The organism is Pimelobacter simplex, assembly GCF_900114845.1.
In the GTDB taxonomy this organism is placed as follows: domain Bacteria; phylum Actinomycetota; class Actinomycetes; order Propionibacteriales; family Nocardioidaceae; genus Nocardioides; species Nocardioides simplex.
In genome coordinates, this window is sequence record NZ_FOUK01000003.1 from 352,655 (window position 1) to 371,329 (window position 18,675).

Genomic DNA, 18,675 nt, shown 5'->3' on the forward strand with positions numbered 1-18,675 from the left:
TCGCCGGCGACTGCGCCGGTCAGTCCGGGTCCGCCGCGGAGCGGCGGGCCTCGCGCTGCTGACGCCGCTCGTGCAGCCGCTGCTCGGCCGCCGGGAGGAACTCCAGGCACGGAGCCTCCGCCGCCGGGTGCTTCTCGCGCAGGTGGAAGATCCAGCGGTCCATGGCAGCCATGAACCCGTTGTCCTCGCCCGGCCGGTACGCCGACCACGGGCGGTCGTTCTTGACCACGCACTCGGTGCAGCTGATCTTGTAGACGAACTGCTCCTGCGCGCCGAGGTCGATCCGGACCCGGGCCAGGGGGCCCGCCTGGGTCCGCGCCTTGCGCTCCCGAGCAGCTCGGCTCGCCACCATGTCAGTACCTCACCGTTCGGGTGCTCGGGGTTTGGTCAGGGTCGGTCGGACGTCGTTCGGGGGTCGTCCGTCGGAGCCGCGAGCCTACCCGCGCCCGGTTCTGTCGGACCTCTGCCCTAGCGTCAGGGGCGTGATCAACCGATGAGCAAGCTCGATGCACTGCGGGCCATGCGCGAGGCCCGGTACCAGCAGGACCAGCAGCGCGCCGGACGACCGGGCACCCGGGCGCGGCCCGCCGTCGCGCCGCCGGCCTCCGACGCGAGTGGGTCGACCCCGGCGGCGACGGCGAAGCCCGCCAAGGCCACCATGTCCACCAAGTCCACCAAGTCCACCAAGTCCACCAAGTCCACCAAGGCCACCAAGGCCACCAAGGCGCGCAAGCCGGCCGCGAGCGACAACGAGAACGAGAACGAGCAGGAAGAGCTGTGCGGCCACCGCAACATGAGCGGCCGCACCTGCACCCGCGAGCGCGGCCACGCCGCCAAGTCGCACCGCTACTCCTAGGCCCTGCCGGTCAGCAGGTCTGCCGGTCAGCAGGTCAGCGGCTCAGCAGGGCCGCTGGTAGGTCCAGGCGCGCCCGAGGACGCGGTAGGCGAGCGCCTCGTTGACCTCGATCATCCGGTCGTTCGACTCCGCGTTCCAGGTGTCGATGGTGGCCAGGGCGGGGGCGGCGTCACGGAGCCAGCGGAGCATGTCGGTCTTGAGCAGCAGGCCGAGCCGGTGGCCGCGGTGCGCCCGGGTGACGGAGGTGTCGTGCTGGTCGCCCCAGGTCGGCTCGGTCCGGGAGACGGCGACGACCGTCTGGGCGGCGAGCTCGCCGGTCGGGACGTGCCGGGCGACGACGCGGTAGAGGTCGGCGCCGTGGGCGTCGACGGAGGTCTCGTAGGCGCGCATCCGGGCGCCGCTGAAGACCTCGTCCTCGTAGTCGAGGTCGTCGGTGGGGGCGTCGTTGATGGCCGAGGCCATCTCGGCGACGGCGTCGAGGGCGTCGTCCGGGGTCGGGCCGAAGCGGCGCTCGAGGACGTAGTCGGCGGCGTGGGGCAGGGCCTCGGCGTAGTGCCGGTCGAGGGTGTCCCAGTCGAGCTCGGCGAGGACCTGGCGGCGGTTGATCTCGGCCGACTTGCGCTCGAGGCCGTGCGCCTGGGCGAAGGCGTCGCCGGCGACGCTCTCCCAGGCCCCGATCGCGAGGCTGGTCCGGCCCAGGCGCCGGGCCTCGGCCTCCATCGCGGCCAGCAGCGCCGAGCCGTGACCCTGGCGCCGGGCGTCGGGGTGGACGCCGAGCTCGAGCCAGGCGAGGTGCAGGTTGTCGTGCTCGCTGGCCGCGACGCCGGCCCAGCCGACGACGCGATCGCCCACCCGCGCCAGGTACGGCGTCCCGGGCTCGCCGTCCCAGCCGTGCCGCCAGCGGGCGGCGGCGAGGGCGGGCGTCATCCGCCGCTCCCAGGGCGCGTCGGTCGCGGAGATCGCGGTGACGAGGTCGGTCCAGGCGGCGAGGGCCGCGGTGTCGTCGGGGCCGAACGGGTGAAGCTCCATGGCAGCAGCATGCGGTGCCGGAGCCGCCGGTTCCACTGGATATCCTGGCCGGGTGAACGCGACGCCGCCCACCGGTCCCGGCACTCCCGGCTCCGCTCGCCGGCGCCACCTGATGGACCCCAACGCCCCGCGCAAGGCGCCCGACCCGCGCGACCTCGAGCGTCTGCAGCGGGTCCAGCGCCGGGTGGTGTCGGTGCTGGTCGTGACCACGATCCTGCACCTCTCGGCCGGCTTCGTGATCGCCGCCGACCACGTCGACCCCGACCGGACCGACGCCCGGGTCGGCCTCAACATCATCGCCGTGGCGTTCATGGTCGGCGGCATCGCCGCCACGCTGCTGCTCAACGGCCGCTCGTGGAAGTCGCCGTGGCTGCTGCTCGGGCTCGCCCCCGGGGTCATCGGCCTCTGGTGGACGGTGCTCTGAGCCGCGACGCTCAGCCCGCGGCGACGTACTGGTGGGTGACCGCCTCGATGTTGTTGCCGTCGAGGTCGCGCACGAAGACGGCGTAGTAGCCGGGGTGGTACTCCGGCCAGGCGCGCGGCGCGTGGAGGACCTCCGCGCCGGCGGCGACGGCGGCCTCGTGGAAGGCATGGACGGCGGCGACGTCGGCGGCCTCGAAGGCGACGTGGACCTCGCGCTGGTCGGCCGGCATGTCGGCATAGCTGCTCAGCCAGAAGCCGGGGTGACCCTCGACGCCGTAGCCGCAGGCCACCCCGAAGTCCATCACGCGGGAGTGGCCGAGCGCGCCCAGGACGCGGTCGTAGAAGGTCTTGGACGTGTCGAGGTCGGCGCAGTTGATGCCCAGGTGATCGATCATGGGCCCCATCGAAGCAGCGGCCGCCGACACCCCGTGCCGAAACGTGCGCGATCGGCCTCAACCGCGCGACCGCGGTGCCGATCAGCACGACATGGTCATGGCACCGCCCGAGCTGCACCCTGCCGTGCTGCAGTCCGTCGCACTGACGGTCCGGCCGACGTCGGGCGCGCCGCTCGCGCTGCAGACGAAGGTCCTCGACCTGGAGCCGCAGCCGGACGGCTCGACCACCCTCGTCGTCGCTCCGCCGCCGGGCCTCGACCCGCGCGAGCACCACTTCGACGCGACCCTGGCCTGGACCTACCCGCTGGGCCGGATGGAGTGCACCGTGCGCACCCGTCCCGGCCGGCGCGCGTACGGCGACGTCTGGCTCGTGTGCGCCAACGCGCCCGCGACCCGGCTGCAGGAGCGGGCCTACTTCCGGGCCCGGCTCACCGTCCCGGTGCTGCTCACCTGGACCGAGGCGACCGAGGAGACCGAGGAGACCGAGGAGACCGAGGAGCAGCCGGAGCCCGTCGAGCTCCACGGCGTCGTGGTCGACCTCAGCGAGGGCGGCCTGCTGGCGACGGTCCCGAGCCGCCCGCCCGCGCTCGGCACCCGGGTCGAGGCGACGGTCCGGGTGGACGGGGAGAACCTCACCCAACCGGCGACGGTGGTGCGGCACGTGGCGTTCGCGAGCGGGGGCCACGGGGTGGCGGTGGCGTTCGCCGAGCCGCGCCGGCACGGCGACCGGCTGCGGGCGGTCGTGTTCGCGGTCGAGCGGCGCCGGCGCAGCCGTACCTGAGCGTCCCGGCCGCGCCCGTATGACAGATGTCATCGGGAACCGGTGACAGCGCGGCCTGCCGGACGCCGGCCTCCGGCGGCACCGTGGAGGCATGACCTCACCAGCGATCCAGGTCCGCGGCCTGCGCCGCTCCTACGGCTCCGGCGCGACGGCCTACGAGGCGGTCCGCGGCGTCGACCTCGACGTGCCCGCGGGGACCCTCACCGCCCTGCTCGGCACCAACGGCGCCGGCAAGACCTCCACGATGGAGGTCGTCGAGGGGCTCTGCTCCCCCAGCGCCGGCGAGGTCCGGGTGCTCGGCCTCGACCCGGTCGCCGCGCGCGACCAGGTACGGCGGCGCACCGGCACGCTGCTGCAGACGAGCGGCTTCTCCGGCGACCTGACCGTGGACGAGACGCTGCGGATGTGGGCCGGCACGCTGACCGCGCCGCGCCCGCTGGCCGAGGTGGTCGACCTGCTCCGCCTCGGGCATCGGGCGGACGTCGCGGTCCGGGCGCTGTCGGGCGGTGAGCGACGCCGGCTCGACCTGGCGTGCGCGCTGATGGGCCGACCCGAGGTGCTGCTCCTCGACGAGCCGACCACGGGGCTCGACCCCGAGAGCCGGCGCGACGTCTGGGCGCTGGTCCGGTCGCTGCGGGACGCCGGCACCACGGTGCTGCTGACCACGCACTACCTCGAGGAGGCCGAGGCGCTCGCCGACCGGCTCGAGATCATGCACGCCGGCCGGATCGTCCGGTCCGGGACGGCGGCTGAGGTGGTGGCCGGGCATCCCTCCCACATCCGGCTCCGCACGACGAGCGCGCCGGCCTGGCTCGACGAGCTCCCCGCGGGCCGTGGCGTCATCACCGACGGCGGCCGGACCACCGTCGAGACCGACGCGCTCCAGGAGACGCTGACGGCCCTGCTGGTCCGGGCCGGCGCCGAGGGGCTCCGGCTCGACGACCTGGAGGCCCGCCACGCCAGCCTGGAGTCGGTGTTCCTCGCGATCGCCGACGGCACCCACCCCGCGACCACCACCACGACCACCCCCGAGCCCGAGGCGGCCCTCCGATGAGCACCCTCCCCGTCGTCCCCCGCATCTCCGTGCCGCGCACCCTCCGGCTGGCCCGCTGGAACGCCGTCCTGCTGACCCGCAACCGGCTCGCGCTGACCTATGCGGCCGCGCTGCCCCTGCTCCCCCTCGCCCTGCTGCTCGGCGGCGACCGCGGCGACGAGGCGCTCGGCGCCGCGACCATCGCGACGACGCTGACCATGGCGCTCGTCTTCCCGGTCTTCTACAACGTCCTGTCGCAGTTCGTGACCCGCCGCGACGAGCTCGTCCTGAAGCGGCTGCGCACCGGCGAGGCCCGCGACGCCGAGCTGCTCACGGCGCTCGTGCTGCCGGGTGCGGTGATCGCCGTGGTGGTCGCGCTGGCGGCGATCCCGGTCGCCGCGGCGTTCGGCCAGGACCTCCCCCGCAACCCGCTCCTGTACGTCGTGGGCGTCCTCGCGTGCATCGCGCTGTACGCCGCGTTCGCCTTCTGGACGGCGGCCTGGACCCGCAACGCCGAGGCAGCCCAGCTGACCAGCCTCCCGGTGATCCTCCTGGCCGTGGGCGGCCAGCTCAGCCTGGCCCTCCCCGAGGCCGCCCAGCGCTGGGCCGAGCTCACGCCGGGTGCGGCGCTGACCGGCCTGGTCCGGGTCACCTGGTTCGGCCTGGACGACGGCCGGACCACCAGCAGCCTCGACCTCGCCGCCACCTGGGGCGCGGCCGCGCCGCACCTCGCGGTGCTGGTCGCCTGGACCGTGGCGGCGTTCGCGCTCGCGGCGCGCTCGCTGCACTGGGAGCCCCGGGTGTGAGAGCGCCTAGGCTCGACCCCATGCGCCGCTGGTCCGAGCTCAGCGAGGTCGAGCGGGTCGACGTCTACACCCGGCAGTCGCTCTACCTGCTGCTGTGGTTCTTCGTCGGCACGCTGACCATCTCCGCGATCGCGCAGGATCCCGAGCACCGCACGGCCTTCGCCGTCGCGGGCACCGGGATCCTCGTGCTCACGGTGCTGGCCACGAGCGTGCTGCACGCGGTGCTCGACCAGCAGCGCCCGTGGCGCCGGATCGCCCTGCTCCTCGCGCTCAGCGCGGTCGCGGTCGCGCTGGCGCTGCCACACCCGGTGTGGGAGGTCGTGGTCGTCGCGGTCTTCGTCAACGTGGTCTGGTCGCTGGGCGGGCTGCGGGACCGTTGGCTGACCGTGGCACTCGTCCTCGGGCTGGGCGTCCTCATCGGCGCGACGACCGGCGACCCGGCCCTGCTGGCCGGCGGGATGTTCATGGCGGCCTTCTGCGTCTTCACCGTGCGCGCCTCGCTGTGGCTGCTCGGCGTCGTCACCGAGCTCGACCAGGCACGATCCGCGCAGGCAGCGTTGGCGGTCGCCGAGGAGCGGCTGCGGTTCTCCCGCGACGTCCACGACGTGATGGGACGCCGGCTCTCCGCGATCGCCGTCCAGGCCGAGCTCGCGGCGTCGCTCGCCGACCGGCAGGACCCGCGTGCGGCGGCGCAGATCCTCGCTGTCCGCGGCGTCGCCCACGACGCCCTGCGCGAGGCGCGCGAGCTGGCCCGCGGCTACCGCCCGACCGACCTGCACCAGGAGCTGGAGGGTGCGCGGTCGCTGCTGCGATCGGCCGGCATCGACGTCCGCCTCGACGTCGCCGAGGTGCCCGCGCCCTGGCAGGAGCCGGCCGCCTGGATCGTGCGCGAGGCGGTCACCAACGTGCTCCGCCACTCCGCCGCGACCCAGGTCGCGATCACCTTCCGCGGGGACGAGCTCTCGATCACCAACGACGGCGTGACCGCGTCACCTCCGGGCGCCACCGGGCTCGGCCTCGACGGCCTGCGCGAGCGGCTCGCCCCGCTCGGCGCCACCCTGACGACGTCCGCCGACGTGCCGTCCTTCCGGCTCACCGCCCGCTTCGCCGACCCCCTGCAGGAGATCTCGTGACGTCACCGATCCGGGTGCTGCTCGCCGACGACGAGAACCTGATCCGCACCGCCCTCGTCCAGCTGCTCGGGCTCGAGCCCGACCTCGCCGTCGTCGCCGAGGCCGCGACCGGCGACGAGGCGCTGGCGATGGCGGTCAAGCACGCCGTTGACGTCGCGGTCCTCGACCTGCAGATGCCCGGCCCGGACGGCATCGCGGTCGCCGAGCAGCTCGCCGGCCGGCTGCCCGGGTGCGGCGTCGTGATCGTGACCAGCCACGGACGCCCGGGTCACCTCAAGCGCGCGCTGGGTGCCGGCGTCCGCGGCTTCCTGCCGAAGACGACGTCGGCGGTGACGCTCGCCGAGGTCGTCCGCAAGGTCCACGCCGGCGGGCGCCACGTCGACCCCGAGCTGGCCGCCGAGGCGATCGCCGCCGGCGACAGCCCGCTGACCCCGCGCGAGGCGGACGTCCTCGAGCTCGCCGCCGACGGCGCGCCCGTCGACGAGATCGCCGAGCGGGCCGCGCTGTCGCCGGGCACCGTCCGCAACTACCTGTCGAGCGCGGTCATCAAGCTCGGGGCGGCCAACCGGCACGACGCCGCCGCGACGGCGCGCCGGATGGGCTGGATCTGAGGCTCAGGTCGGCAGCGCGGCGGGAAGGGCACGCCGGGCAGCTTGCTGCCGCTCCGAAGCCCTGGAGACGCGCTCGACCCGACAAGCTCAGAGGCGCTCGATGATGGTCACGTTGGCCTGACCACCGCCCTCGCACATGGTCTGCAGGCCGTAGCGCCCGCCGGTGCGCTCGAGCTCGTTGAGCAGCGTGGTCATCAGGCGGGCGCCGGTGGCACCGATGGGGTGCCCGAGGGCGATGCCGCCGCCGTTGACGTTGAGCTTGTCGTGGGGGACGCCGGTCTCCTTCATCCAGGCCAGGACGACGGACGCGAACGCCTCGTTGCACTCGAACAGGTCGATGTCGTCGATCGACATCCCGCTCTTGGCCAGCGCGTGCTTCGTGGCGGGGATGGGGCCGGTGAGCATCCAGACCGGGTCGTCGCCGCGCACCGAGAGGTGCACGATCCGCGCCCGCGGGGTGAGTCCGTGGTCCTTGACCGCCTGCTCCGAGGCGACCAGCAGCGCGGCCGAGCCGTCGCAGATCTGCGAGGCGACGGCGGCGGTGATCCGGCCGCCGGGGGCGAGCGGCTCGAGGCCGGCCATCTTCTCCAGCGACGTGTCGCGGGGGCACTGGTCGGTGGCGAAGACCGTCCCGTCCTCCAGCGTGTACGGCGCGATCTCGCTCGCGAAGCGACCGGCGTCGATCGCGGCGCGGGCCCGCTCGTGCGAGGCGAGCGCGTAGCGCTCCATGTCCTCGCGCGAGATGTCCCACTTCTCCGCGATCATCTCGGCGGAGCGGAACTGGCTGACCTCCTGGTCGCCGTAGCGCTTGATCCAGCCGGGCGACTCGGCGAAGGGCGTCGAGAAGCCGTACTGCTGGCCCGCGAGCATCGCGGCCGAGATCGGGATGGCGCTCATGTTCTGCACGCCACCGGCGACGACGAGGTCCTGGGTGCCGGACATGACCGCCTGGGCCGCGAAGTGCACGGCCTGCTGGGACGAGCCGCACTGGCGGTCGATGGTGACGCCGGGGACGTGGTCGGGCAGGCCCGCGACGAGCCACGCCGTCCGCGCGATGTCGCCGGCCTGCGAGCCGAGCGTGTCGCAGCAGCCCAGGATGACGTCGTCCACGGCGCCCGGGTCGACACCGGTCCGCTCGACGAGCGCGCCGATCGAGTGCGCGCCGAGGTCGGCGGAGTGGACGCCGGCGAGCGCGCCGCCGCGCTTGCCGACCGCGGTGCGGACCGCGTCGACGATGTAGGCCTCAGCCATGGCAGGTCTCCTTGCGTTCGAAGTGAGGGGTGATCAGGCGTGCTGGCTGCTGACGGAGATGACCTCGCCGGTCAGGTACGACGAGTAGTCGCTGGCGAGGAACACCATCACGTTGGCGACCTCCCACGGGGCGGCCGCGCGGCCGAACGCCTCGCGCTGCTTGAGCTCGACGAGCAGCTCGGGCGAGGTGACCTTCTCGAGGAACGGGTGCATCGCCAGCGAGGGCGAGACCGCGTTGACCCGGATGCCGTGGGGCGCGAGGTCGAGCGCGGAGCACCGGGTCAGCGCCATCACGCCCGCCTTGGCGGCCGCGTAGTGGGCCTGGCCCTCCTGCGCGCGCCAGCCGATCACGGAGGCGTTGTTGACGATGACGCCCTTCTTGCCGGCCGCCACGAAGCGCTGGCCGACGGCGCGGGTGGCGCGCATGGTGCCGGTGAGGGTGATGTCGATGACCCGGTTCCAGGTCTCGTCGGTGACCTCGAGGATCGAGTCCGTGCCGCCCAGGCCCGCGTTGTTGATCATGATGTCGACGCCGCCGAGCTCGTCGGCCGCGTCGAGGAGGGCGGTGATGTCCTCCTCCTTGGTCACGTTGCAGACCAGCTGGCGGACCCGGTCGGCGCCGAACTCGGCGGCCAGCGCCTCCTCGGCCTCCTGGAGACGGCGCTCGTGGGTGTCGCTGAACACGACGGCCTTCGCGCCCTCCTCCAGCGCCCGGCGGACGACGGCCGCGCCGATGCCCGCCCCCGCGGCGGCGGTCACGACGACCACCTTGCCGGCGAGCAGGTCGTGGCCCGGGACGTAGTCGGGGGTCGGCTGTTCGGGTCGCATGGCGGTCATCGGGGCCCCCGCGAAGTTGTTCGGGGGAGCAAAGCGGAGGAGAAGAACTTTGTGGGGTGATTCATCCGCGGGGCTCCTTCGGTAGGCCGAGCACGCGCTCGGCGAGGATGTTGCGCTGGATCTCGTCGCTGCCGCCGTAGATGGTGTCGGCGCGCGAGAAGAGGAAGAGACGCTGGTGGTCGTCGAGGTCGTACGACGCCCCGGACTCCCGGGTGAGCAGCCCGTCGCGGCCGGCGACGTCCATCGCCACCTCGCCGAGGGTGCGGTGCCAGGTGGCCCAGGCGAGCTTGAAGATCGAGCCCGCTCCCCCGCCGGCCGCGGAGTCCTGGCCGCCCTCGACCAGGGCGAGCGCACGCAGCGCGTAGCTGCGGATGACGGCGAGCTCGACCTTGAGCTCGGCGAGCCGGTCGCGCACGACGGGGTCGTCGATGGAGCCGTTCTCCTTGGCCCGGGCGACGACGCTCTCGAGCTCGCGAGCGAAGCCGACGGTCTGGCCGAGGGTGGACACGCCGCGCTCGAAGCCGAGCAGGCCCATCGCCACGCCCCAGCCGCGGCCCGGCTCGCCGACGACGAGGTCGCCGGCCGTGCGGGCGCCGGTGAAGAAGACCTCGTTGAACTCCGAGCCGCTGGTGAGCTGCTCGATGGGGCGGACCTCGACGCCGTCCTGGTCGAGCGGGACGAGCAGGAAGGAGAGTCCCTGGTGGCGCGCCGAGCCGGCTTCGGTGCGCGCGACGACGAAGCACCAGTCGGACAGGTGCGCGAGCGACGTCCACACCTTCTGGCCGTCGATGACCCACTCCTCACCTCCGCCGGTCGAACCTGTCGAGACCAGACGCGCCCGGGTCTGCACGTTGGCGAGGTCGGAGCCGGCGCCGGGCTCGGAGTAGCCCTGCGCCCACAGCTCGCGGACCGCCACGATCTCGGGCAGGAAGCGCTGCTGCTGCTCGGGCGTGCCGAACGCGATGAGCGTCGGGCCGAGCAGCTGCTCACCGAGGTGGTTGACGCCGGCCGGCGCGTTGGAGCGTGCGTACTCCTCGTGGAAGATCACCTGCTGCCACAGGGACAGCCCGCGGCCGCCGTGCTCGGTGGGCCAGCCGACGGCCGTCCAGCCGTGCTCGGCGAGGTGCCGGTTCCAGGCGAGTCGCTCGTCGTGGGCCTCGTGCTCGCGCCCGGGACCGCCCAGCCCGCGCAGCGCCGCCCACTCGCCGGTGAGGTGGTCGCCCAGCCACTCCCGGATCTCGGCGCGGAAAGCGCGGTCCTCAGCACCCTCGGTCAGGTTCATGGCTGCTACCCTACCAAGCAAATGCTTGGTTCAAGCACGGACCGGGCCTAGATTCTCTCGCACAACGGTCCCGACGGGATGAGGAACACGAACTGACATGGATCTCGAACTGAGCGAGTCCGAGCTGGCCTTCCAGGCCGAGGCACGCGCCTGGCTCGCGGCCAACGTGCCGGCCGAGCCGCTGCCGTCCCTCGACACCGCCGAGGGCTTCGTGCGGCACCAGGAGTGGGAGGCGAAGCTCTCCGCCGACCGCTGGTCGGTCGTCTCCTGGCCGCGGGAGCACCACGGCCGCGAGGCGTCCCTCGTCGAGTGGGTCATCTTCGAGGAGGAGTACTACCGGGCCGGCGCGCCGCTGCGCGTGTCGCAGAACGGCATCTTCCTGCTCGCGCCGATCATCTTCGAGCACGGCACCCCCGAGCAGCAGAGCCGCTTCCTGCCCTCGATGGCGACCGGCGAGCGGATCTGGGCGCAGTGCTGGAGCGAGCCCGAGGCCGGCTCCGACCTCGCCTCGCTCAAGTCCACCGCGCGCCGCGACGACGAGCGCGGCGGCTGGGTGCTCAACGGCCAGAAGATCTGGTGCTCGCGGGCCGCGCTCGCGCACTGGGGCTTCGGCCTGTTCCGCAGCGACCCCGAGGCGCAGAAGCACGCGGGCCTGACCTACTTCCTCTTCCCGCTCGACGCCGAGGGCGTCACCGTGCGCCCGATCGCCCAGCTCGACGGCGAGGCGGGCTTCGCCGAGGTCTTCTTCGACGACGTCTTCGTCCCGGACGCCGACGTGCTCGGCGCGCCCGGCGACGGCTGGCGGGTCGCGATGAGCACCGCCGGCAACGAGCGCGGTCTCTCGCTGCGCTCCCCCGGCCGGTTCACCGCGGCCGCCGACCGGCTCCTCGCGCTCTACGACGAGACGCCCGACGGCCCGGACCGCGCGGCCGCCACCCAGGGCGTCGTCGACGCGTGGATCAAGGCCGAGGCGTACCGCCTCTACACGTGGGGCACCGTCACCCGGCTCAAGAACGGCGGGGACGTCGGCGCGGCGGGCTCGGTCAACAAGGTCTGGTGGAGCGAGCTCGACGTGGCGCTGCACGAGACCGCCCTCGGCCTGCTCGGCCCGGACGCCGAGGCCGAGTCGACCTGGCTCGACGGCTACACCTTCTCGTTGTCCGGCCCGATCTACGCGGGCACCAACGAGATCCAGCGCAACATCATCGCGGAGCGGATCCTCGGGCTCCCCCGCGAGCCGAAGGGAGTCCAGAAGTGAGGTTCGAGCTCACCACCGACCAGCGGGACTTCGCCGCGTCGCTCGACGCCCTGCTGTCCGCCGCCGACAGCGTCGCGGTGGCCCGGGCCTGGGCCGCCGGCGACCACGCCCCCGGACTCGCGCTCTGGGAGCGCCTCGCCGAGCAGGGCCTGACCATGCTCGCCACCGAGGCGACGCCGGTCGAGCTGTGCGTCGCGTTCGAGGCGCTGGGCCGGCACGCCGTGCCCGGTCCCTGGGTCGAGGCAGCCGCCTACCTGCCGCTCGCCCTCGGCGCCGAGGTCGACGGCGTTGCCACCGTCGCGATGCCGTACGCCCTCGATGCCGACGTCGCCGACCAGGTCTACGCCGTGGCCGGCGGCGCGCTGCACGCGGCGACCGTCGGCGCCGCGCTCACCTCGGTCGACCGGAGCCGCCACCTGTTCGAGGTCACCGTCGGCGACGCGGTCGACGCGGACGGCGACCTCGCCGCGGCGCACGACCTCGCGGTGCTGGCCACCGCCGCCCAGCTGCTCGGTGCCGGCGAGCGGGTGCTCGCCGACGCGGTCACCTACGTCAAGCAGCGCAAGCAGTTCGGCCGCGAGATCGGCTCGTACCAGGCGATCAAGCACAAGCTGGCCGACGTCCGGATCGCGCTCGACTTCGCCCGCCCCCTCGTGCACGGCGCCGCGCTCGACCCCACGCCGCGCGCGGTCTCGGCCGCCAAGGTGGCGTGCGCCGACGCGGCCTACCTCGCCTCGCGCACGGGGCTGCAGGTGCACGGCGCGATCGGCTACACGCAGGAGTTCGACCTGAGCGTCTGGATCACCAAGATCCGCGCGCTGGTCACCGCCTGGGGCACGCCGGCCGAGCACCGCGCACGCATCCTCGACTCGCTGGTCGGGAGCGCCTGATGCACTTCGACCTCAGCGAGGAGCAGGCCGAGCTGGCCGCGACCGTCCGCGGGCTGCTCGAGAAGCGCGCCGACTCGGCGGCCGTGCGGGCGGCGTCCGTCTCCCCGAGCGGGTACGACGAGACGCTCTGGGCGACCCTGTGCGAGCAGATCGGCGTGGCCGCGCTCGCGGTCCCCGAGGAGCACGACGGCGTCGGCGCCACCTTCTTCGAGACCGCCGTGGTGCTCGAGGAGCTCGGCAGGACCCTCGCGCCCAGCCCACTGCTGGCCACCACCGTCGCGACCGAGGCGCTGCTCGCCGGCGGCACCGACGACGCCAGGGCGCGGCTGCTCCCCCGCATCGCGGCGGGCGAGATCGCGACCCTCGCGCTCGACGACGGTGCCGTCCTCGACGGCGACCGCGCCGCGATCGTGCTCGCCGTGCGCGGTGACGACCTCGTCGAGGTGAGCGGCGCGAGCGCGACCTGGGTCGAGGCGATGGACCAGAGCGTCCGGCTCGCCCGGCTCGACCTGTCCGGCGCCGAGCTCACCGTGATCGGCGACGGCGTCGCCGCGCGCACCCGGGCCGAGCTCGTCGGTGCGGCCTCCGTGGCGGCCCTGGCCGTCGGCCTCGCCGACCGGGCGCTGCGGATGACGGTCGACTACAGCAAGGAGCGGGTGCAGTTCGGCCGGCCGATCGGCTCGTTCCAGGCGCTCAAGCACCGGATGGCCGACGTCCTGGCCCGCGTCGAGATGGCGCGCTCGGCGAGCTGGGCGGCGTCGTACGCGCTGAGCGACCCGGCGACCGACCCCGACGAGGCGGCCTTCCAGACGCACGCCGCGGCGTCGTACGCACTGGAGACGGCGAGCCTGGCCGCGAGCGAGTGCGTCCAGCTGCACGGCGGCATCGCGATCACCTGGGAGCACGACGCGCACCTGGTCTTCAAGCGGGCGCACGCGCTCGGTCAGCTGTTCGGCGCGCCGCACGCGCACCGGGGCGCCGTCGCGCTCTGAGCCCGCTCAGGCCGTGGGGCTGCTGCAACCGGTGGCAGCCACCACGGCCGCCCGCCGGTCGACCGGGAGCGGGCACGCCCGGACCACGACCTTGGCCTTCTTGCCGACCCGCTTGCCCTGCTTGAGCCGGAACCACACCGGACCGGCCGGCCCGCTGGCCCGGTTGAGGTCGACCACGCCCGAGGCCGGCATCCGGACCACGGTCAGCCGGCGCCAGCGCGCCGTCGCCGAGCGCCGGGCCTGGACGACGACGCGGGTCCCGGCCCGCGCCCGCAGCCGCAGCCGGTAGGGCTGGCCGCGCCCGGTGACCGCCGGGAGCGCGGCCACCGACAGCGGCCCGCGCCCACGGGGGCGCGCGGCGGTCGCCGTCGCCGTCGCCGAGCGGACGGCCGCGAGCAGCGTCAGGATCGTCCGGTCGAGCGGCCAGGCGAGCAGGAGCGCCGGGCCCTCGGTGGTCCGCCGGGAGGTGACCGCCCAGATGTAGCCGACGTCCGGGCTCACCATGCCGAGGAACCACGGGCCGCCGCTGGCGCCGCCGTTGAGCGGGCACGACATCTGCGCGTCGCCGGTCTCGGGGAACGCCGTGGTGGGGCCGGCGCACTGCTGCGCCCGCTCGCCGTCGTAGGGGGCCTCGGCCGGCCACCCGATCACCCGGACGCCGTCCTCGCGCGGCGGGTAGCCCCACGCGACGGCGTTGCCCCCGACCACGTCGACGAGCTGACGCCCGCCGAGAGGTGCGACCGTCAGGACGGCCTGGTCGTGGCTGAAGTTGCCGCACTGGTTGACCCAGTCGGGCTGGGCGAGCGCGGTGACGCCCGCCCAGGCGCCATAGGGGCGCGCGCCCGCGACGTAGCCGGGCACGAACAGGAAGCGCGTGAAGTAGCGCCCCGGCCGGCAGCCGAGCAGGCCGCGGGTCGCGCCGCTGTTGACGCAGTGCCCGGCGGTGAGCACGACATTGCGCTCCGGGGTGTTGACCGCGGCCCCGGAGCACACGTAGTCGGACGCGCCGTCGGAGAAGAACAGCTTGCCGGTGCTGCGCGGCGCCACCACCGCGCGCGCCCGGGCACCACCCGCGGCCGGACGGCGGCCGGCGACCGTGACGCCGGCGGAGCGGTCGACCGGCACGGCCGCGCGCATCCGCTGCGGCGTCCAGTAGGCCCGGACGTCGACCGGTCCCGCGCCGCCCCCGGCGGCCGGCGCGGGCGCGGCGGCCGTCGCCCCGGGCGCGGTCGTGAGCAGGCCGGCGAGCAGCAGCCACGCCAGCGCGGCGGTCGCGCGCCTCTTCGTCGCCATCGATCCCCCCAGACCGGGCCGTCGTACGTCGATCGGAGGATCAACGCGCGAGCGGCCCGCGAGGCTACGAAGCGGTGTTGGCGGTGTCGGTGGTGCGGTAGCGGCCCTTGAAGAAGAGCAGCGGCTCGGTGACCGCGGCCTGCGGGTCGTGCGTCTCGAGGTGCTCGACCCGGCCGACCACGATGAAGTGGTCCCCGCCCTCGTAGACCGCGTGGATCGTGCAGTCGAGGTGGGCGAGCGTCCCCGTGATGACCGGCGAGCCGGTCGCCGCGGCGGGCGTCCAGTCGATCCCGGCGAACTTGTCGACGCCCTTGGTCGCCATCTGACCGGAGACGTGCTCCTGGTCGGCGGCGAGGATGTTGACGCAGAACCGCCCCGCGCGCTGGATGAGCGGCCAGGCCCGCGACGAGCGGGCCGGGATGAACGTGATCAGCGGCGGGTCGAGCGAGACGCTGGAGAACGACTGGCAGGTGATACCGACCGGCTCGTCGCCGCTCATCGTCGTGACCACCGCGATGCCGGAGGCGAAGCAGCCGAGGACGTCACGGAACCGCCGAGCCGCCGCCTGGGCCTCGGGGTCGTCGTGGACCGCGACCTCCTCGCCCGGGCGGAGCTCGAAGTCGACCTCGGCATCGCCCAGCCACGACTGGATCAGCTCGGGGTGCGGCCAGGTGTCCCGGGCGTCGGAACTGATGCCGTCGGGGATCTCGCTCACGTCGCCCACGTTAGTCGCGCTCATTGTCCGCCGAAGTCGTGGCCCCAGTACGACACCGCCGTCGACTCGCGCGCCACCCAGCGGGCGTCGTCGACGGTCATGCCCTCGGTGCCGAACTCGACGTCGAAGCCGCCGGGCGACTTGACGTAGAACGAGATCATCTCGTCGTTCATGTGCCGCCCGAGCGTCGCCGACAGCGGCGCCTTGTGCTTGCGGACCCGCTCCAGCGCCCGTCCGACGTGGTCGAGCTCGTCGACCTCGAGCATCACGTGCACGCACTTGCTCGGGTTGGGCATCGGCAGGAACGCCAGCGAGTGGTGGCGCGGGTTCACGCCGAGGAAGCGCAGCCAGACCTTGCTGCCCGGCTCCTTGCCGACGAACTCGCCCGGCATGCTCATCGAGTCGCGCAGCCGGAAGCCCAGCACCTCGGTGTAGAACCGGAGCGCCTCGACGTCGTCGAGCACCGGGACGACGATGTGGCCCATGCCCTGGTCGCCGGTGACGAACCTCGCGGCGTACGGCGTCACGACGGGCCGCGACTCGTAGGTGATGCCGTGGAAGAGCTCGAAGACGTTGTCCCACGGGTCGCGGAACCGGATCAGCTCCTGGACCCGGCGCTCGGCGAGCTCGTCGCGGGTGCCCTCCTCGAACTCGACGCCGGCCTTCTGCAGGTGCTCGCGGGCGGCCTGGAGCGCCTGGTGGTCGGCGAGCTCCCAGCCGGTGCAGTCGAGCTGGTCGACGTCGCTCGGGAAGACGACGACGCGGGCGGACACGTCGTCGATGCGCCAGTACTGGTGCTCCGGGTTGGGCCCGCGGCCCGCGGCGAGGCCGAGGACCTTGCCGGCGAAGGTCTGCCAGGCGTCCAGGTCGGTGCTCGCGACCCGGATGTAGCCCATCGACCTGATGTCGATCGTCATGAACGCTCCTTGTGGCGGGCGAGGAAGGCGGTGCAGATCTCGGCGAACTCGTCGGCCGCCTCGATCTGCGCCCAGTGGCCGCAGTTCGGGAAGACGTGGAGCTGGGCCTTGGGGATCTGCTTGAGCGCGACCAGGGCGCCGTCGAGCGGGTTCACCCGGTCCTCGCGGCCCCAGGTCAGCAGGGTGTGCTTGCGCAGCCGGTGCGCCTCGCGCCAGAGCATGCCGTCCTCGGCCCACTCGGGGTTCCAGAACGACGCGCCCATCGAGCGCATCGCCTCGAGCGAGCCGGGCGCCGTGGCGTCGGCGAACCGCTCCTCGACGAGCTCGTCGGTGACGAGCGCCTGGTTGACGACCATCGTCGAGATGAACGCCCGCAGCGCCTCGCGGCTGGGGTTCATGCTGAAGTCCATCAGCCGCTGGACGCCCTCGGTCGGGTCGGCGTGGAAGAGGTTGACCGACATGCCGCCGGGGCCCATCAGGACGAGCCGGCCGACGCGGTCCGGGTACTCCAGCGCGAACCGGGTCGCCGTCCCTCCGCCGAGCGAGTTGCCGAGCAGGTGGATCCGGTCGATCTCGAGCTCGTCGAGCAGCCGGACGAGGTACGACGCCGAGTGGCGGAAGTAGTTGGCCGTCACCGGCGGCTTGTCCGAGGCGCCGAAGCCCGGCTGGTCGACCAGCAGGGTCCGAAAGGTCCCGGCGAACCGCGGCAGCGCCGAGCCGAAGTTGCTCCACGCCGAGGCACCCGGGCCGCCGCCGTGCAGCAGCACGAACGGCAGGCCGCCGCCGACCTGCGACCCACCCTCCGGGCCGGCCTCGTAGTAGTTGAGCGTGATGTCGCCGGCCTTGGCCGAGCGACGGGTCGCCTCCTGGGAGAAGTCGGCCATCAGTACATCCCCGGGTCGACCTTGTGGCCGAACTGCTGGGCGCCGTACATCTGCAGGGCGCGCTCGGGGTCGTTGGCCGCGTGCACCCGCCCGGCGTGGGCGTCGCGCCACGCGCGCTGCAGGTAGGTGCCCTCGGCGAGGGCACGGCCGCCGGAGGCCTCGAACAGCGCGTCGATCGCCTCGATCGCGCGGGCGGTGCCGAGCACCTGGTCGCGGCGCACGCGCAGCCGGAGCTCGAGCGGGATCTGCTCCCCCTTCGCCACGTGCGCCTGCTCCTCGCGGATGTTGCTCAGCAGCAGCGCCCAGGCCGCGTCGATCTCGGACGACGAGCGCGCGATGCGCACGGCGGCGAACGGGTCGAGCGACGCCTTCTCGCCCAGGTACGCCGCCCGCACCCGCTTCTGCTGCATCTCGACGTGCTCGGCGTACGCGCCCTTGGCCATGCCGATGATCGGCGTGGCGATGGTCGAGGTGAAGATGGAGTGGAACGGCAGCTTGTAGAGGTCGCTCGTGTTGACCGCCTGGCCCGGCCCCTTGCACTGGCCGGTCTCGCCCATCGAGAGCGTGAACTCCTCGGGGATGAAGGTCTCCTCGACGACGATGTCGTTCGAGCCGGTGCCGCGCAGGCCGACGACGTTCCAGACGTCGACGACCTGGTACTTCTCGCGCGGGACCATGAACGTCCGGAAGTCGACGACCTGGCCCTCGGCGTTGAACACGAGCCCGCCGAGCAGCACCCACGCGCAGTGGTCCGAGCCCGACGAGAAGCTCCACTTGCCCGAGAGCGTGAAGCCGCCCTCGGCGACGACGGCCTTGCCCGTCGGGGCGTACGACGACGAGAGCCGCACGCTCTGGTCGTCGCCCCACACGGCCTGCTGCGCCTTGTCGTCGAAGAGCGCCACCTGCCACGGGTGCACGCCGACCACGCTGGAGACCCAGCCGGTCGAGCCGTCGGCCGAGGCGATGTCGCGCACCGCGGTGTAGAACGCGACCGGGTCGGCCTCGAGGCCGCCGTACCGCTTCGGCTGGAGGAGGCGGAAGAACCCGGTCTCCTCGAGCTCCTTGATCGAGGCGTCCGGGATCACCCGGAGGCGGTCGCCCTCCTCGGCCCGCTCGCGGAAGGTGGGCAGCAGGTCGCGCACGCCCGCGAGGACGGCGGCTACCTCGGGAGTGAAGTCCTGGTTCATGGGAGCTCCTGTGTCTGCGACAGAGTGTGTGTCCAATAGTAGAACACGTTCTAGTTTTGGCAAGTCGGGATCGCCGCTGAGCGGGAGTTTCACCGCCTAGGC

At 73.5% G+C, this 18,675-nt stretch carries 21 protein-coding genes; 10 read left to right on the forward strand and 11 right to left on the reverse strand.

All coding sequences use genetic code 11. The features are described from left to right. Nucleotides 1-19: 19 nt before the first annotated feature. Nucleotides 20-352, reverse strand: a complete 333-nt coding sequence (locus tag BM223_RS14365) for a hypothetical protein (protein ID WP_038679190.1) — start codon at nucleotides 350-352, stop codon at nucleotides 20-22. Between the two features lie 141 nt (nucleotides 353-493). On the opposite strand from BM223_RS14365, the gene BM223_RS29010 reads away from it, so the two are divergent. After that, nucleotides 494-856 carry a hypothetical protein gene (locus BM223_RS29010; RefSeq protein ID WP_075018627.1) on the forward strand — a complete coding sequence of 121 codons (363 nt, stop codon included), beginning with the start codon at nucleotides 494-496 and terminating at the stop codon, nucleotides 854-856. 42 nt (nucleotides 857-898) lie between these two features. On the opposite strand, the gene BM223_RS14375 is transcribed toward BM223_RS29010, so the two are convergent. After that, nucleotides 899-1,885 (reverse strand): GNAT family N-acetyltransferase, encoded by a 987-nt coding sequence (locus tag BM223_RS14375; protein WP_082003665.1) that lies wholly within the window; start codon nucleotides 1,883-1,885, stop codon nucleotides 899-901. A gap of 52 nt (nucleotides 1,886-1,937) precedes the next feature. On the opposite strand from BM223_RS14375, the gene BM223_RS14380 reads away from it, so the two are divergent. Next, nucleotides 1,938-2,309, forward strand: coding sequence for a hypothetical protein (locus BM223_RS14380; RefSeq protein WP_052138684.1), 372 nt, complete (start codon nucleotides 1,938-1,940; stop codon nucleotides 2,307-2,309). 10 nt (nucleotides 2,310-2,319) lie between these two features. On the opposite strand, the gene BM223_RS14385 is transcribed toward BM223_RS14380, so the two are convergent. After that, nucleotides 2,320-2,703: a VOC family protein gene (locus tag BM223_RS14385; RefSeq protein WP_038679194.1), complete on the reverse strand. Its 384-nt coding sequence runs from the start codon at nucleotides 2,701-2,703 to the stop codon at nucleotides 2,320-2,322. A gap of 97 nt (nucleotides 2,704-2,800) precedes the next feature. Between BM223_RS14385 and BM223_RS14390 the strand changes: the two genes are divergently transcribed. The 5 genes from BM223_RS14390 to BM223_RS14410 all read left to right on the forward strand — a co-directional run bounded on the left by BM223_RS14390 (nucleotide 2,801) and on the right by BM223_RS14410 (nucleotide 7,067). Beyond that, nucleotides 2,801-3,484, forward strand: a complete 684-nt coding sequence (locus BM223_RS14390; protein WP_038679196.1) for a PilZ domain-containing protein — start codon at nucleotides 2,801-2,803, stop codon at nucleotides 3,482-3,484. 91 nt (nucleotides 3,485-3,575) lie between these two features. Further along, on the forward strand, nucleotides 3,576-4,538 hold the full coding sequence (locus tag BM223_RS14395; protein ID WP_052138685.1) for an ABC transporter ATP-binding protein: 963 nt from the start codon (nucleotides 3,576-3,578) through the stop codon (nucleotides 4,536-4,538). Further along, nucleotides 4,535-5,323, forward strand: coding sequence for an ABC transporter permease (locus BM223_RS14400; RefSeq protein WP_052138686.1), 789 nt, complete (start codon nucleotides 4,535-4,537; stop codon nucleotides 5,321-5,323). Before BM223_RS14395 ends, BM223_RS14400 begins: the two co-directional genes overlap by 4 nt. Nucleotides 5,324-5,343: 20 nt before the next feature. After that, on the forward strand, nucleotides 5,344-6,456 hold the full coding sequence (locus BM223_RS14405) for a sensor histidine kinase (protein WP_038679198.1): 1,113 nt from the start codon (nucleotides 5,344-5,346) through the stop codon (nucleotides 6,454-6,456). Continuing rightward, entirely contained in the window at nucleotides 6,453-7,067 is a 615-nt protein-coding gene (locus tag BM223_RS14410; protein WP_038679206.1) for a response regulator transcription factor, read from the forward strand. Before BM223_RS14405 ends, BM223_RS14410 begins: the two co-directional genes overlap by 4 nt. Nucleotides 7,068-7,154: 87 nt before the next feature. Here the strand turns inward: BM223_RS14410 and BM223_RS14415 are convergent, their stop codons facing one another. The 3 genes from BM223_RS14415 to BM223_RS14425 form a co-directional block, all read right to left on the reverse strand. Then, complete coding sequence (locus tag BM223_RS14415; protein ID WP_038679213.1) at nucleotides 7,155-8,318, reverse strand: acetyl-CoA C-acetyltransferase; 1,164 nt, start codon at nucleotides 8,316-8,318, stop codon at nucleotides 7,155-7,157. A 33-nt stretch (nucleotides 8,319-8,351) separates the two neighbouring features. Further along, nucleotides 8,352-9,155, reverse strand: coding sequence for an SDR family oxidoreductase (locus BM223_RS14420; RefSeq protein WP_038679221.1), 804 nt, complete (start codon nucleotides 9,153-9,155; stop codon nucleotides 8,352-8,354). 61 nt (nucleotides 9,156-9,216) lie between these two features. Continuing rightward, a complete protein-coding gene (locus tag BM223_RS14425; RefSeq protein ID WP_038679226.1) occupies nucleotides 9,217-10,437 on the reverse strand; it encodes an acyl-CoA dehydrogenase family protein in 1,221 nt (406 codons plus the stop codon). A gap of 97 nt (nucleotides 10,438-10,534) precedes the next feature. On the opposite strand from BM223_RS14425, the gene BM223_RS14430 reads away from it, so the two are divergent. From BM223_RS14430 to BM223_RS14440, 3 genes are read left to right on the forward strand one after another with little or no spacing between them, the layout of a single operon-like run. Further along, the gene (locus BM223_RS14430; RefSeq protein ID WP_038679228.1) at nucleotides 10,535-11,695 is read left to right on the forward strand and encodes an acyl-CoA dehydrogenase family protein; all 1,161 of its coding nucleotides are present in this window, start codon (nucleotides 10,535-10,537) and stop codon (nucleotides 11,693-11,695) included. Further along, complete coding sequence (locus BM223_RS14435; RefSeq protein WP_038679230.1) at nucleotides 11,692-12,585, forward strand: acyl-CoA dehydrogenase family protein; 894 nt, start codon at nucleotides 11,692-11,694, stop codon at nucleotides 12,583-12,585. Before BM223_RS14430 ends, BM223_RS14435 begins: the two co-directional genes overlap by 4 nt. Continuing rightward, nucleotides 12,585-13,577, forward strand: coding sequence for an acyl-CoA dehydrogenase family protein (locus tag BM223_RS14440; protein ID WP_038679232.1), 993 nt, complete (start codon nucleotides 12,585-12,587; stop codon nucleotides 13,575-13,577). The genes BM223_RS14435 and BM223_RS14440 overlap by 1 nt, the downstream gene beginning before the upstream one ends. Nucleotides 13,578-13,583: 6 nt before the next feature. Here BM223_RS14440 and BM223_RS14445 read toward each other — a convergent pair whose 3' ends face one another. From BM223_RS14445 to hsaA, 5 genes are all read right to left on the reverse strand, one after another. Continuing rightward, the gene (locus BM223_RS14445; protein ID WP_052138687.1) at nucleotides 13,584-14,870 is read right to left on the reverse strand and encodes a trypsin-like serine peptidase; all 1,287 of its coding nucleotides are present in this window, start codon (nucleotides 14,868-14,870) and stop codon (nucleotides 13,584-13,586) included. Nucleotides 14,871-14,934: 64 nt separating this feature from the next. Further along, entirely contained in the window at nucleotides 14,935-15,585 is a 651-nt protein-coding gene (locus tag BM223_RS14450; protein ID WP_235318902.1) for a flavin reductase family protein, read from the reverse strand. A gap of 20 nt (nucleotides 15,586-15,605) precedes the next feature. Next, nucleotides 15,606-16,502: an iron-dependent extradiol dioxygenase HsaC gene (hsaC, locus tag BM223_RS14455; RefSeq protein ID WP_141267288.1), complete on the reverse strand. Its 897-nt coding sequence runs from the start codon at nucleotides 16,500-16,502 to the stop codon at nucleotides 15,606-15,608. Then, nucleotides 16,499-17,386, reverse strand: a complete 888-nt coding sequence (gene hsaD / locus BM223_RS14460; protein ID WP_038679234.1) for a 4,5:9,10-diseco-3-hydroxy-5,9,17-trioxoandrosta-1(10),2-diene-4-oate hydrolase — start codon at nucleotides 17,384-17,386, stop codon at nucleotides 16,499-16,501. Before hsaD ends, hsaC begins: the two co-directional genes overlap by 4 nt. Continuing rightward, entirely contained in the window at nucleotides 17,386-18,573 is a 1,188-nt protein-coding gene (gene hsaA, locus BM223_RS14465) for a 3-hydroxy-9,10-secoandrosta-1,3,5(10)-triene-9,17-dione monooxygenase oxygenase subunit (RefSeq protein ID WP_038679236.1), read from the reverse strand. Before hsaA ends, hsaD begins: the two co-directional genes overlap by 1 nt. Nucleotides 18,574-18,675: the final 102 nt, after the last annotated feature.